The organism is Streptococcus sanguinis, assembly GCF_020729765.1.
Taxonomy (GTDB): domain Bacteria; phylum Bacillota; class Bacilli; order Lactobacillales; family Streptococcaceae; genus Streptococcus; species Streptococcus sanguinis_Q.
The window spans coordinates 105,585-119,353 of sequence record NZ_JAJEPD010000017.1; the positions used below are offsets into that span (position 1 = coordinate 105,585).

At 43.5% G+C, this 13,769-nt stretch carries 16 protein-coding genes; 1 reads left to right on the forward strand and 15 read right to left on the reverse strand.

Annotated features, from left to right (window positions below; all coding sequences use genetic code 11):
* Window positions 1-57: 57 nt before the first annotated feature.
* The 5 genes from K4H96_RS01440 to K4H96_RS01460 all read right to left on the reverse strand — a co-directional run bounded on the left by K4H96_RS01440 (window position 58) and on the right by K4H96_RS01460 (window position 3,945).
* Complete coding sequence (locus K4H96_RS01440; RefSeq protein WP_223337150.1) at window positions 58-1,911, reverse strand: SpaA isopeptide-forming pilin-related protein; 1,854 nt, start codon at window positions 1,909-1,911, stop codon at window positions 58-60.
* 290 nt (window positions 1,912-2,201) lie between these two features.
* Window positions 2,202-2,387 (reverse strand): hypothetical protein, encoded by a 186-nt coding sequence (locus tag K4H96_RS01445; RefSeq protein ID WP_002918572.1) that lies wholly within the window; start codon window positions 2,385-2,387, stop codon window positions 2,202-2,204.
* A 33-nt stretch (window positions 2,388-2,420) separates the two neighbouring features.
* Entirely contained in the window at window positions 2,421-2,777 is a 357-nt protein-coding gene (locus tag K4H96_RS01450) for a class Ib ribonucleoside-diphosphate reductase assembly flavoprotein NrdI (protein ID WP_223337151.1), read from the reverse strand.
* Window positions 2,778-3,125 carry a hypothetical protein gene (locus K4H96_RS01455; protein ID WP_223337152.1) on the reverse strand — a complete coding sequence of 116 codons (348 nt, stop codon included), beginning with the start codon at window positions 3,123-3,125 and terminating at the stop codon, window positions 2,778-2,780.
* Between the two features lie 208 nt (window positions 3,126-3,333).
* A complete protein-coding gene (locus tag K4H96_RS01460) occupies window positions 3,334-3,945 on the reverse strand; it encodes a TetR/AcrR family transcriptional regulator (RefSeq protein ID WP_223337153.1) in 612 nt (203 codons plus the stop codon).
* 105 nt (window positions 3,946-4,050) lie between these two features.
* On the opposite strand from K4H96_RS01460, the gene K4H96_RS01465 reads away from it, so the two are divergent.
* Entirely contained in the window at window positions 4,051-5,004 is a 954-nt protein-coding gene (locus K4H96_RS01465; protein ID WP_223337154.1) for a hypothetical protein, read from the forward strand.
* 118 nt (window positions 5,005-5,122) lie between these two features.
* On the opposite strand, the gene K4H96_RS01470 is transcribed toward K4H96_RS01465, so the two are convergent.
* The 10 genes from K4H96_RS01470 to K4H96_RS01515 all read right to left on the reverse strand — a co-directional run bounded on the left by K4H96_RS01470 (window position 5,123) and on the right by K4H96_RS01515 (window position 13,766).
* Window positions 5,123-5,539: a DUF3021 domain-containing protein gene (locus K4H96_RS01470; protein WP_004185921.1), complete on the reverse strand. Its 417-nt coding sequence runs from the start codon at window positions 5,537-5,539 to the stop codon at window positions 5,123-5,125.
* A gap of 10 nt (window positions 5,540-5,549) precedes the next feature.
* Window positions 5,550-6,005, reverse strand: coding sequence for a LytTR family DNA-binding domain-containing protein (locus K4H96_RS01475; protein ID WP_004185919.1), 456 nt, complete (start codon window positions 6,003-6,005; stop codon window positions 5,550-5,552).
* Between the two features lie 22 nt (window positions 6,006-6,027).
* Window positions 6,028-6,873 (reverse strand): ABC transporter permease, encoded by an 846-nt coding sequence (locus K4H96_RS01480; RefSeq protein ID WP_004185916.1) that lies wholly within the window; start codon window positions 6,871-6,873, stop codon window positions 6,028-6,030.
* Window position 6,874: 1 nt separating this feature from the next.
* Window positions 6,875-7,741, reverse strand: coding sequence for an ABC transporter ATP-binding protein (locus K4H96_RS01485; RefSeq protein ID WP_125410478.1), 867 nt, complete (start codon window positions 7,739-7,741; stop codon window positions 6,875-6,877).
* Window positions 7,742-7,889: 148 nt separating this feature from the next.
* On the reverse strand, window positions 7,890-9,890 hold the full coding sequence (locus K4H96_RS01490; protein WP_223337156.1) for an ABC transporter permease: 2,001 nt from the start codon (window positions 9,888-9,890) through the stop codon (window positions 7,890-7,892).
* Entirely contained in the window at window positions 9,871-10,650 is a 780-nt protein-coding gene (locus K4H96_RS01495; protein WP_223337159.1) for an ABC transporter ATP-binding protein, read from the reverse strand. The genes K4H96_RS01490 and K4H96_RS01495 overlap by 20 nt, the downstream gene beginning before the upstream one ends.
* Window positions 10,651-10,819: 169 nt before the next feature.
* Window positions 10,820-11,575: a TraX family protein gene (locus K4H96_RS01500; protein ID WP_223337160.1), complete on the reverse strand. Its 756-nt coding sequence runs from the start codon at window positions 11,573-11,575 to the stop codon at window positions 10,820-10,822.
* Between the two features lie 148 nt (window positions 11,576-11,723).
* The gene (locus tag K4H96_RS01505) at window positions 11,724-12,104 is read right to left on the reverse strand and encodes a class Ib ribonucleoside-diphosphate reductase assembly flavoprotein NrdI (RefSeq protein WP_223337162.1); all 381 of its coding nucleotides are present in this window, start codon (window positions 12,102-12,104) and stop codon (window positions 11,724-11,726) included.
* A gap of 11 nt (window positions 12,105-12,115) precedes the next feature.
* Window positions 12,116-13,096, reverse strand: coding sequence for a sensor histidine kinase (locus K4H96_RS01510; protein ID WP_223337163.1), 981 nt, complete (start codon window positions 13,094-13,096; stop codon window positions 12,116-12,118).
* A complete protein-coding gene (locus K4H96_RS01515) occupies window positions 13,080-13,766 on the reverse strand; it encodes a response regulator transcription factor (RefSeq protein WP_009659088.1) in 687 nt (228 codons plus the stop codon). Before K4H96_RS01515 ends, K4H96_RS01510 begins: the two co-directional genes overlap by 17 nt.
* Window positions 13,767-13,769: the final 3 nt, after the last annotated feature.

A 13,769-nucleotide genomic window follows, 5' to 3' on the forward strand; every position in this document is an offset into this window, starting at 1 on the left:
AGACAAAAAATGTGCAAACAAAAGAAGATAAAGCATTCTGCTCTATCTTCTCTTTATTTATTTGCTCAGTCGAGTCTTACGGTAAAGTCCTAAAAGAGTCAGAACCACCAGACCAGCAAGAACTAGTCCAAGGCTTTCAGCAGAGCCAGTCGCAGGAAGAACTTTTTTAGATTTTACTTGACCGTCTGCTGCTTTATCAGAATCAGATGATTGATTTGGTTTAATACCGCCTTGAACTGCTTTATCAGGCGTACCAGGTTCAGCTGGTGCCACTTGGTCAGTAATGAACAACTTACCATCTGTATATTCTACAGCATTGCTATTGGCGTCTAGAACTGTTACAGTGCCATCTTCATTGACTTGGAAGACAATATCAGTCACAGCCAGATAACCTGTCGGAGCCGCTTCCTCATGGAAGGTGTAAACACCTGGCTCTAGGTTAATTTCTTTAGATTTGTCAGCTTCTGAAGTCCAAGATGCGACAGGACTGCCCTTGCTTTCCCGCCCCTTGAAAATTTGAATCTGAGCACCGGCAATTTCCTCACCAGCTAGATTGACCTTACTGAACGTTACCTGTTTATCCGTTGGAGTTTGAATTTGCTTATTGACCACATTGACTGCAACCAATCTGCTATCTCCAGAATCTCCAGATGCCGGACTGCCTACGTTCAAAGTCTTACCAAAATCTGTCGGACTGATAGTAATATCCTCTGTCAGGCGATCGTAACCAGCTGGAGCAGTCGTTTCACGTAGGATATAAGTGTCGCGCAGAAGATTACCAACTTCCGCATTCCCGTCCGCATCTGTCGTGATTGTGCCAACAACCTTATTGGTCGCTTTCCGCACCACTTCAAAGACTGCACCGCTCAGAGAGGCATTAGACTCATCTGTCTTGTGAACCTTAACCTTGAAGTTATAGCCTTCAGACTTTCCTCCAGCAATCTGATAAGAGTACTCGTTGGTGACAGACACAGTCTCGGTATTGTTGTAGTTCATGGTAGCCTTATTTCCTACAACCTCTCCATCAGCCAAATCGTAGTCGGCCAGCGTCTTGTACTCAACTAGATAGCCGAAACCTTCTACATCTCCGAAGTTGATTGTCAAGCTATCACCTTCAGCGCCAAAGGTCATCTTAGACTGGAAGTCTGCTGTTACATCTTCAGTCGAATCACGCGCCCAATCACCATTATTCCAGCGCCAAGAAACCTTATACACTCGCACAGAATCTTGAACAATCTTAGCGTTTGTATCACCCAGCTTGTCCGTCACAGAGACATTTTTGTAGTTGCCCATGTTACGGTTAATGGCTACATTGTAGCGGATTTCATTCTTAGCATCGGCATCCCATTGAAAAGCACTCTTTTCTAGCAGAGACTCATACTTTTTCGGAGGGCCATTATAGTGAATGCTGCCGGCAGGAATCCTATTATTGCCTACCGTGAAAGTAGCTGGAATATCCCTTTCCTCTGTGACGACCTCGTGGTCAATCCGCGAATAGAAGAAAAACTCGCCTCTGACACTGGACTTCTGCTCCACATAGTCTGTGTATGTCAGCGTGATGGTCTTGGCATTGCTATCCAGGACTCCATTAGCCACCAGGGCTCCGTTTTCATCCTTGAGCTCAATAGCTGAGGAATTCCCAAAGGTAAATTCATTCGGCAAATGAATCACCGTTGTATCACCCGCATGGGCTTGGTTGTCCGGCAGGGCAAACTTAGCATAGACTCGGAAGGTCTGCCAGATATCTACACCATTGGTCAGCTGCTCACCAGAGTTAGTGGTGAGGTGCATCTCAGTGATGACATCATTGAGTTCCGCCGCCTGAGCCTTAAGGGTTCCAGCTAGGAAAGGCAGGAACACGCCTAGACAGAGAATGATGAGCTGAAACCATACTCTCAGTTTTTTATTCATGCAATCTTCCTTTCTCACAAGTAAAATTTGTTTAAAAGCACAGCGTATTGGCAAGCCAGTCGAACACGCTCTTTTCATGTTTTTCTGCCTTTTTGACAAACACTGGAAAGACAATACTAATTCATTGTACCATATTGACTATTAAAAAACTATAGGAATGCTCAGAGGGTTTTATCATAAAAAGGAGAAAGAAGAAGCTAAGCCTTCTCTCTCCTATTGATACGAAAACGGGCCAAAAGATGACCTAAAAATCATTGAAAAAATTAAGCTCTTCTATTTTGACAAAAAGGTCAATCTTTATGTGACGCACTGGAAGTTGCGTCTACCTGATTCTGATCTGTTTCTTCTTGTTTGGAAGAATTTCTTTCCGTCTTATCTGAGGTGTCAGGCTCTTTCTGCGTATGTCCACAGGCCGTTAGGATAAAGACAGAAGTCAGAGCCAGAAACAAGCTCCCAATGTTCTTGAACCTAGACATACGAGTCCTCCATTTATGCAAAACTTGATGAGACTAGCACTTCGCCAAAAATGCCTGCACAGTCTTAACATCTTCTGGAGTTCCGCCTTGGTCAATATCGCAGATATGCTGGAGCCCATATTTTTCAATAATCAAGGCAGTCGCCCCGCAGAAGGTCCGGCCGTGTTTAACAGAGTCACCATTGTTAACAAAACCTTTAATCAGCCCAGGATGTTTCTTGATAAAGCGTTTGGTAGACCATGGAATTTTCCCAGCACCAGCATTTCGAGTAATGAGAATACAGGGCACTTCCAGTTTCTCCTTGATGCTCTGGGTCGGATAGCCCAGTGATTCTGCAAATCGTTTTCCAATACCAGTATTTGAATCATAAACTACAATCATCTTCATCACCTACTTTCTTAAAAAAAGGATAGCAACCCAAGCTGCAAAGCCTAAAACCACGACATCTGAGATGAGCATAAGCATGAACTCCAAATCTGGCATCATGTGAATGTACATCAGCAATGACAAAGTTGTCAAAGCCAGTGCCGTCAGCTTAACAACTGCCGGCAAGCCCGGAATCAAAGCTGCTCCGATCAGGACAACGATGAGACCTCCGAATAAAAATGACTGAAAATCCACACTTAAACTAAAACCAACTGTCGCACCGCCGTAACCAATGGTCAAAAGACCAATCAGCACCAGACAGATACCCAAAATAGCCAATCCGCTCATGGCAAATCCTCCTTGCTTATTCATTCTTTTCCTCACTTTCCGTTTTTGAATGAACATTTTCTAACATTCATTCAAAACCTTCTAAAAAATAATTCACTTTATACTTATCCAATCACATTTCTTGAATACCTTCCAATTCCTATTCGCACTACATAAGACATCACCTCCTTTGTTTATGAATGAATATTTTTTGAAATTCATTCATATCTGCTTCTAAGAAAAGGAATTTCCTCTATTTGGAAAAAATTCCCTTAACAAAATATTTCACTAAAGTCTCAATGCTATTGAAGTAGCCTGAAAATTCCTGCTCTGTGACATGCATGTCTATGTAGTAAATCAAGTCATAAACCTTCATAATCTCAGCTATTTTATCCTTCGAAAAGCCCTCTTCCTGCAAGCGCTGACTGAAGGTCTGAATCAGAAACTGATGAAAGGCATTGGACGCTCGGCCGGAATCTTGATTATAGTAATCGTGCAGAATCTGAGAGATACCCGGCTTGTTCCACTCAGTTAGAATTTTATTGGGCGAAATCAACTCAAAAGTAACTGCAAAAAGCTGTTCAACGATTGCCTCGGGCTCGCCCTGCCAGTCTACGCGCCGCATGGTTTCCTCACGTATACGGCTATTTTCAGCTACATAAACCTCCAAGAAGATAGCTTCCTTAGACTCATAATACTTGTAAAAGGATCCGACAGCCATCTGACTTCTCTTAGCAATATCAGAAATTCCAGCTGCCTTATAGCCTTTTTCTGCAAAGACTTCTCTAGCCGCAGCCAGGAGCTCATTTTTTTTATCCATTTCCATGCCTCTTTTGTGAATGAATTTATTTTTATGTTCATTCATATTTTAACACAATATTGCCACTTGTCAAGCATTTATGTTATACTATACAAAAAAGATAGTTTGCTAATCAAATTATTTTTTAGATTATATTTTGGAGGTTGAGCTATGCTCAAGGAAAGACGAAACCAGGGTACCATCGCCCTACTGGTAATTTCTCTTATTTTTCTAGTTGTTGCTGCAGTGATGGGCTTTATCCAATACCAAAAAGTCAACACCAAGACTGCCTATGACCGAAATAGCGAGCCTGGAGCAGATTCAGCAGTCTATGCTGAAGTATCATATATTTTCCCAGAGGCCCTGATTGAAGTAGAAGATAATACTCAAGTTTGGCTGGTTGCCTACCAAGACGGATATGTTGGTCTGCAGGCTAAAAAAGGAGACAAGCAGATTGCCCAGCTCTTGGAAAAAGAGAAAAAGGGCGAGCTGGAAAAAAATCCTGTCCGAATCGTTGGCTCCTACGTTAATGCTAACTCCCCTAAAAAAAATCAGGGATATATCTCTAATTATGGCAGCCTCGTTCGCGGTCTCCTAGCAGACAATCCCGAAGTCATCACAGTAATGTCAAGCAGCTCCTATATCTCTATCACTGAATTTGAATCTGACAATCTTGCATTCATGTTCTACATTCTGTTTTTGATTGGACTCTGTGTTTTCTTTGTCACTATGGGAATTATCGGCCGCAAGAAAAATATTGCTGCCTACGAAGAAATCTATGTAGCCTATCCAGAGGCCAAGGACAATCTCAATATCCTGCTTGAGCAAGCGTCTTTCCACGATGATGTGCTGAAAATTGTTGTTTATAAAGACCATCTCATTACCTACTATCGAGGTTTCAAAGCAATTGATCTCAAACAGGTCGTCCATCTTTACCACCATATTCTCACCATGCATCGCGGCTTCGTTGCTTCAAACAGAAACTCAACCTTAGTTGCTGTTCGAAACAATCAAAAGAAATACCAAATGCCTATTAAGAACATTGGTAAAACAACAGATACCAAACTCCAGTCAACCTTTGACTATCTCTACAACCACTTCCCTCATATCAGATTGGGAGTGTAATAGCACATAAAACTCAAGCTAGATTTTCCAGCTTGAGTTTTTTATATAAAAACAGGAGCAGGATACAATCCCAGCTCCATTTTTTTATGATATGCTTGCCAGAACGTTTTTCGGTAGATTACTTGCCTTCTTTTTCCCTTCTGCGCTTGGCCAAGGCACTGTTAATCTTCTTAGTCTTAAGATTTGTATCCAAGTAAAGAAAGAGCCATACAAAGAGATAAATCAGAATAAAATCTAGCCAAAAATGCCAGCTGGCAATTAAAAATCCCCAGTTATTATAGACCATGAAACAGCATACTAGGACTGCGACCGCAGCAAAGCGCAGTAACATCGAGACTAAAAAAGAGAATCGGTCTTCAAGAGTTTTTAAAATTGAACTGACAATCCCAATCAAACCGCTCATCACCATGACACTGATGATATTACTAGTTGTGGGCGGATGTTTTTGAATAGAGAAAGCAAGGGCAATCAGATAGACTGCACTCCCTGTCTGGATGCCCATTAATATAGCGTGTAGACATTTTTTTATACTCATCACTTACCTCCTAGATTCCCAGATATTCCATCAAGAGTTTGACATAACGACGGCTGACTTCGGTCTTGATTTGATTGGTCAGCTTGGCCGTCATATTGCCAGAAAAACTGTCAGACAAAGACTCCAGATGGTCAATATTGATGACAGCATGCCGGGAAACCTGGATAAAGTTCGAGCTGCTAATCCGCTGCTGAAAGCGAGTCAAGGTCTCTGTCGTCTGGTAAATGCCTTCTCTGCTGTAAATCATCAAAGTTGTCTGGTTGATGTCTGCTAGGATAATATCTTCAGTCTTCAGCAAGATAAGCTTATCGTCCGACTTGATAGGCAGGACACCACTTGGCCCAGCCTTGTACTGCTCTAAATAATCTAAGATGGACTTGGCTTCTGCCGCTAACTGGTCTGCCTTGACCACAACCAGCGGATCCTTGGAAGAAATGGTCGGATCTGTTTCAAATTTTGCTTGCAAGAGGAAGCTCCCTATTCACATTCTATTGTAGTTTCAGCCGGCGGATGACAATCAGATTTTGCACTATCCAAATAAGCGCTATTGCAACTAAAACTATTCCAACTATATAGAAAGTTTCTGTCCTTGTCAAGAGCTCCTGCCATTCAATGCGAATTCCCATTGTTTTTTCAAAAGCTGCTCGTGACTGGCTGTTATTGGCAAAAGTATCTGCTAGACTTTCCTTCATGAGAAGCTGTCTGAAAAGAGATGCCATGTAGTTAGAAGGGGTAAGCTTCATCAGGTTTTGTGCCATGTTCGGCAAGTTTCCAATAGGGATATAGGTTCCCACTAGAAAACCAGAGGTCGCTCCGACTACTGTCGCTAATTTCCCCAGACTATCCACTGATTTGAAGCGTTGAACAATCAGAGCATTTATCAGTGTGGCCAAGAGGCTATTTAAGAGCATCAGAAGAACCAGGTAAGAAAGATTTCCCCATTCAAAGGAAATTTTATCCGCCTGCATAAAATAGCTGAGCATAAAGGCAAACATAATGACCTGCATCAAAAATCCGATAATAACAGAGCTGATAAGATAACTAAGCTGCAAGCCCCATGGTCCCAAGTCTGTGATAAAGAGGTCATCTGTCACCTTCCGCTCCCGGTCTTCGACCTGCCGAGAGAAAGCTGCCAATGTGGTTGTTAATGCTGTAACTGCCAACACGCCACCAATCAACCACAAGTCCATCAGCTGGCTGGAATAGCCTCCAGAATTACTTTTCAAAAAAACGATATAAAGCACAAAGGGAATAATGGCTCCGAAGAGGGACAAAATTACCCCACTGCGGTTGCGAAAATAAAGTAAAAAATTGCGTTTAATCAAAGCGAGCATATTAGCGTACCTCTCTTCCTGTCAGTGCCATAAAAGCATCGTCCATGGTTCCGAGTTGGAATTCAAATTGTTCAATATAGGGACCAGCCTGAGCCAATAAGGTCAGAGCTTCTTGAGTCGTTTTAGGGTGGAGGATAAATTCCCCTTCCTTGACTTGCTCCCAAGCGCAGCCTCTGGGCAAACTTTTCTCTAAACCTACTGAGTCTTGACTCAAAATCCGTAAGACATTACGGGCATAGTTTCCCTTAATCTGGTCTGCGGAGCCTTGGGCAATGACCTGACCATGATCTACGATATAGATCTTATCCGCATCATCAGCTTCATTGAGATAGTGGGTTGTCAAGACAATGGTCATCTGCTCTTCTTTCTGAATTTGTTTGAGTAGGCTCCAGATACTCTCCCGAGTCTGAATGTCCAGGCCTGTCGTAGGCTCATCTAGAAAAAGCAGGTCGGGACTGTTGAGCAGGGCTCGAGCAATGTCCACCCGACGCTTTTGGCCGCCAGAAAGTGTCCCATAAGGCTGCTTGGCAAAGGCTGATAAACCTAGCTGAGAGACCAAGCGCTCGATTCTACCTGTCGGCATCTCCTTATACTGCTTGGCTCTGATGGTCAGATTTTCCAAAACTGTCAGCCGAGCGTCCAAGACACTGTTTTGGAAAACCATACCCAGTCTAAGCTTTTCAGCATAGCAAATCTGCCCAGACGTTGGCTTCAAGAGACCTATCAGCATCTGAATAGTTGTCGATTTTCCTGCACCATTAGGGCCTAGAATAGCTGTAAAACTGCCTCTCTCAATCTGAATATTCAGATCATTAACTGCCACCTTATCGCCATAAACCTTGCTAAGACTTTTCGTTTCTACTAACATGATCTTTTCTCCTTTTCTTTACTTCTGAGACTATGATAGCAAGTCTTTTCTGAAAAATCTCAGCTTTTTGGACAAGCGGTAAAATGAGGGAGATGAGAGGTAAAAATACAGACATCAAAAATCCCCGACCAGAGGTCAGGGAAATTTCTCATCGTGCGACAATCTTGCGGTAGCTTCGTGAAGTCAGCAGAAAGACCAGAATATAGGTCAGGAGGAAGACTCCGCAAGTTACTAGTGTTGTCTGGATTAAGAGAGGAAGATTGGTCACACCCAGTAGGGCAACTATCAAGCGCAACATGTGAAAGACCGCTGCTACATGTAGAAAAGCAAAGATGAGAGGTAGGAAGAAAACAGTCAAAATCTGCTTGCGAATGGTACTTCTAGTCTGCTTTTCATCTAAACCAACCTTTTGCAAGATGATAAAGCCATCTCGGTCTTCATAACCTTCAGAGATTTGCTTGTAGTAAATCACTAGAACAGCTCCTAGAAGGAAGATAACGGAGAGGAAGACACCGATGAAGAGCAAGGTTCCAGTAAGTTCCTGATAGCTCTTTTCTGCACTATAACGGTCACTAGCCATTGCGAAGCTACCATCTTGAGCTTGTTCCTGATCCAAAGTGTCCCTCAACCCCAGTTGGACTTGCTCGACAAACTTTTTACTGCCCTTAGTCTCTGAAGCAACTCCAATGTAGTAGTAATGATCCACATCGAGATTAACCTCTTTGCTATCATTGACCACCATATAGAGACCCTGCTCCATGGCCACATCATTTGGATTAGGGATTTCCCCATGAGTGAAATTCGACGATAAAAGCTGCTTAATCTTCCAGTCCTTACCATTCACTCGGAGAGGCTTGTCCTTATTTAAGGAAATATTTTTTCCATAGACAAGAGTTTCATTGTCTGCCAAATCTATCTTTTCCCCTGTCATTTTTTCATAATCCTGACGATTGATGACCGTAATCGTGCCAGCAGACTTAGTCAAGATACTTGTATCCGACTCCAGCTCTCTTTGCATTGGAACTGTCACATCATTACCAGCTAGTTTCGTAATGAAGGCTGATTGGTAGAGATAGGTAGTATAGCTTGGCTTCTTCAGACCTGAGTCCTGAGCTACTTGCTGAACCTTGTCCAACAGAGCCTCCTTCTGATCAGTCGATTTCGGCAAGACGATGCTGACATTATAATCTTTTGGATGCAAGGTTGTAATATAATCCTGACCCCCAACATAGATATTAATTGTACCGACCAGAGTCACTAAGAGCATGGTAGATAGAATGGAGATAGTTGCCAATCCTGCTGCATTTTTACGCATCCGCGAGATGAGATTGGAAACAGAAATGAAATTCTGCGTTTTATAGTAGTAACCTTTGCGCTTTTTGAGAAATTTCAATAGTGTAATTGAACCTGCATTAAAAAGCAGATAGGTTGCTAGGATAACCATGATCACGGCTATAAAGAAATTGCCGATAGCAGCGACAGGTTTGGTAACGGTCAAAGCCATATAATAAGCCACACCCATGAGCAGGAGACCAAGCAAGGTTTGCAGAAAAAGGAAGCGTCCCTTCTTCTCGCCAGCTTTCTTTTCTTTCATTAGGTTAAGAGAGCTATAGCGTAGAAGACGCGTAGAGTTGAGCAACAAAATCACTGCAAAAGCGACACCCAGACTGACTAGAGTCATCCAGACATTCTGCCATTGGAAGGTCGAGGCAAGAACTGCCGGCATTCCCATCAATTTCAAAAGGACTGCGTAGAGCATCTTGTCTAAAGCTAGGCCAGATAAGATACCCAGACCAACTGTAGCTAGATAAAAGACACAGAGCTCAAAGAAGGTCATGACTAGCAGATGCTTTTTCTCCATGCCCAACAGACTATAGACTCCCAACTCTCGGGAGCGGTTTTTCATGACGAAGCTATTAGCATAGGTAATGAGGATAAGAACGGCAATCTGAATGACATGGATGCCAAACTGCAAGGTCATGCGAGCTGCTGAACCGCCATAAGAGCTCTCCATATTGGGGCTATGAGCTAGTGAGACAAAACTATACAAAATCGCTGTTGCCAGTACCGTCGCCAAAGCAAATGGATAATACAAACTGCGATTTTTAACTAGATTGGACAAAGCCAGTTTACTCGTTAGTTTGAACATAATTGCCCACCTCACTTGCCATAACTGTCAGAGTATCGGAAATCTCTTGGAACATCTGCCGCTCGGTCTTGTCCCCACGGAAGATTTGATTGTAGAGAATCCCATCCTTGATAAAGAGCACCCGCTTGGCGCGACTAGCCGCTGCTGTCGAGTGGGTCACCATGAGAATGGTTTGACCGCGGGCATTAATATCATCAAAGACATCTAATAGGGCTGCCGAAGATTTGGAATCCAAGGCTCCCGTCGGCTCGTCCGCCAGCAGAATCTCAGGATCTGTGATAATGGCTCGAGCCACTGCTACCCGTTGCTTCTGGCCACCGGAAATCTCATAAGGAAACTTCTCTTGAAGCTTGTTAATCCCCAGCTCATTGCAGGTCGTAACCAGCTTTTGCATCATCTCGGTAATGGGACGGCGAGAGAGGACCAGAGGCAGGAGAATATTATCCTTGACCGACAGGGTGTCCAACAGATTGAAATTCTGAAAGACAAAGCCTAATTTCTCCCGGCGGAAGCTGGAAGCCTGGCTGTTTTTGATGGTTGCCGTGTCAGTTCCGTTGAGAAAGACGCGCCCCTCAGTCGGCTTGTCCAGCATGGCTAGGATGTTGAGCAGGGTGGATTTCCCGGAGCCCGACTCCCCCATGATGGCGACATATTCACCTTTTTCTACCGTAAAGTGAATGTCCTTCAAGGCCTCTACTTGACTACCCTGAAAGCGAGTTTTATAAATCTTTTTCACGTGCTGTACGTCTAATAATGTCATCTTGCTTCCTTTCTGTTTAGCAGGTAATTATCAGATCCCTGCTTTTAGCAGTTTTTATAAACTGCTTCCTAATTGATAAGTCTATTTTATATCAATAACAGCCGTCCAGCCATAACCTAAGCTTACATTTTAAAGTGCAATCTTACACTTTTGTAAGATAAGATGGGCTTTATTTTACCCAAAAGGCGATCAAGGCAATTAGCCAAAGGTGAGCTGGATAAAAAATATAGAAGAAATATTTGCTCCACTTGCTGCTGGATCCTCGCTCACCATTATAGAAGTGCAAGAGAGGAAGAACACTGATAAAGAGCCAGTCTGAATTATAGAGCAGCATAGACAGAGTGTCCTGTAAGGTTGGATAAATTTGAATACTCATGGCAAAGAGAACTCCCGCCCAAACTACATAGGACAAGTTTCTGAAAAAGACTTGATTTCTAAAAAGGTAGGTCAAGAGCATGAAAGGAAGCAGAGCCATGCCGCCTTCGCTAAAGAGAAGCCCAGCCAGCAAGACCAATACTCCAGCAGTCAGCCGCAAGCCACGCTTCCTATTCTTAGCAGCTCCGCCATTGTCAGAAAAGCCAAAGAAAAGACTCAGCATGAGAACCCCGCAGGCCAAGGTCAGGAAGATATTGTGAGTGAGGTAGATGCCCTTCTCCTGAAAGAGAAGCGTCAGGATACAGTTTCCTGTCTGCATCAGGGCTGCCCAAAAGAAGAGCCGCATATTGTAAGCTAGGCGGTTGCGAGTATGGAGAAAACCTTCCACTGCCATGAAGGCAAATGCTGCTCCGACAGAGCGGGTTAGGGCATGCAAAACGCCATCCCAGCCGTCCGGCACTAGCCCTGGTATCTGGCTGATATGGTCAAAAGCCATAAGAAACGCCATGAAGAGCTTCAACTGAAAAGCATTCAAACCTTTTGATTTCATTTTTCTGTCTCCTTCTTATTTCTTGCCTCTATGATAATAAAAAAGAAAGATCGGTACCATAACCTAACCTTTCATTTGCTAGTTTTATTCTTACAATTTTGTCACTTTAAAAAATCATGCAGGAGCATTCGTAAAACTAGGACAAAACCTAGTGGTTTTTATGAAAGCTTTCATCTGTCTGCAACTGTTCTAGAAAGCCTTTGACCGCTTGTCGGTCTGCTTCCGTTCCAGAGCCCTCTATGTTACAAATATGGCGGAGACCATACTGCTCCACTATTTTATCCGTTGCCCCGCAAAAGGTCCGCGGATAACGCTTCTGATTGCCATTGATGACAAAGCCTTTTATTAGATGTCTGTACTTTCTGATGAAGCGCTTGGTCGACCACGGAATCTGCCCTGCTCCGCTATTTCTGCTGACTAAAATACAGGGCTCCTCTAGCTTTTTCCAGACTGACTGGCTAGGCATTTCCAGACTTTTAGCAAACTTCTTACCCAAACCAGTCAGACTATCATAAACCACTACTAGCAACTTTCTTCCTCCTATTCAAAGATCAATTTCTTCTCAGGAAAGGCGATGGAAACCGTCGTTCCCTGACCCACTTGAGAGTCTATCGCAATCTTGTGTCCCAGCTGGTCAGCAATTTTCTTGGACAGATAAAGACCTAAACCTGATGACTGCTGGGTCAAACGACCGTTGTAACCTGAGAAACCGCGCTCAAAAACCCGCAGCAAATCAGCATTTTGAATCCCCAGACCCGTGTCTTTGATGTAGAGTCTATCCTCATGAAAATAAATCTCTATGCTGCCTTCTTTTGTGTATTTAAGACTATTGGACAGGACCTGCTCCAAAATCACTAGAAACCACTTTTTATCAGTGACAATCGTGTGGTTTAGGTCATGAAGATTGAGGCTGAGTCCTTGCTGAATAAAGAAAAGAGCGTATTTCTTGACTACTTCCCTGACCAAATCAGCCAGATTTTCCTGCTTCAGCACTAGATCGTCATGGAAGCTTTCCAGACGGAGGTACTGGAGCACCAGATGAACGTAGGACTCAATCTTAAAGAGCTCCTGCTCTAGCTGAGACTTGGCTTCCTTATCCTTCAAATCTCCAATCAAGAGTGAACTGGCAGCAATAGGAGTCTTGACTTGATGAACCCAAAGAGTATAGTAGTCCAGCAAATCATTGTATTTTTCCTGCTCAACCAAGAGCTGATTTTTCTGTTCGTACTCCAGCTCCTCCACCCTTTCCTGCAAAAGCTTTTCTAGAGGAGTCTGAGCCTGAGCAGAAGCCTGCAGCTTCTGGCTGCGATAAGACTTATAGGCCGTCCAAGCATCTGCTCCGATAAACAAGAAAGACAGAAAAGCCAGCAAGAGCGCGACATATTCCAGCAGACTGCGGTAAGCATCAAAGACAAAGGCAAATAGCAGAATAAAGCCTAGCAGCAGAATCAAAAGAGCTAGAAAAAATCGCCGTGAATAAAGGTAAGACTTAAGAAAGAAAAAATTATCCTGTGTGTCCATTGATGAGACCGTATCCTATTCCTTTTTTGGTTTCGATGAAGTTTTTCAGTCCGTGCTCTTCAAGCTTCTTACGCAGGCGAGCCACATTGACCGATAGGGTATTATCATCGATGAAAAAATCACTATTCCAGAGTTCCTTCATCAGATCATCACGCGCCACGATACCATCCGAATGTTCGAAGAGGACCCGCAAAATCTGAAATTCATTCTTGGTCAAGGTCACCACTTTCCCATCAAAGACCAGATCTGTCGACTTAAGATTGAGAATGACGCCTTGGTGCTCCAAGAGACTCTGATCGTTTCCAAACTCATAGGAACGGCGCAACAAGCCCTGAACCTTAGCCAGAAAGACATTGTTGTCAAAAGGTTTGGTCACATAGTCGTCTGCCCCCATATTGATAGCCATGACAATGTCCATGGACTGATCGCGGGAAGACAGAAACATGATAGGCACCGTTGAAATCTTGCGGATTTCCTGACACCAATGATAGCCGTTAAACAAGGGCAGGCCGATATCCATCAGTACCAAATGCGGCTCCTCTCGGACAAAGACAGTCAGTACATCCATAAAGTCCTCGACTGCCACTACCTGAAAGCCCCACTGTTCCAGCATTTTCTTAATCATCTGACGAATGACTGGATCATCTTCTACTAGTAAAATCTTGTGCATCTT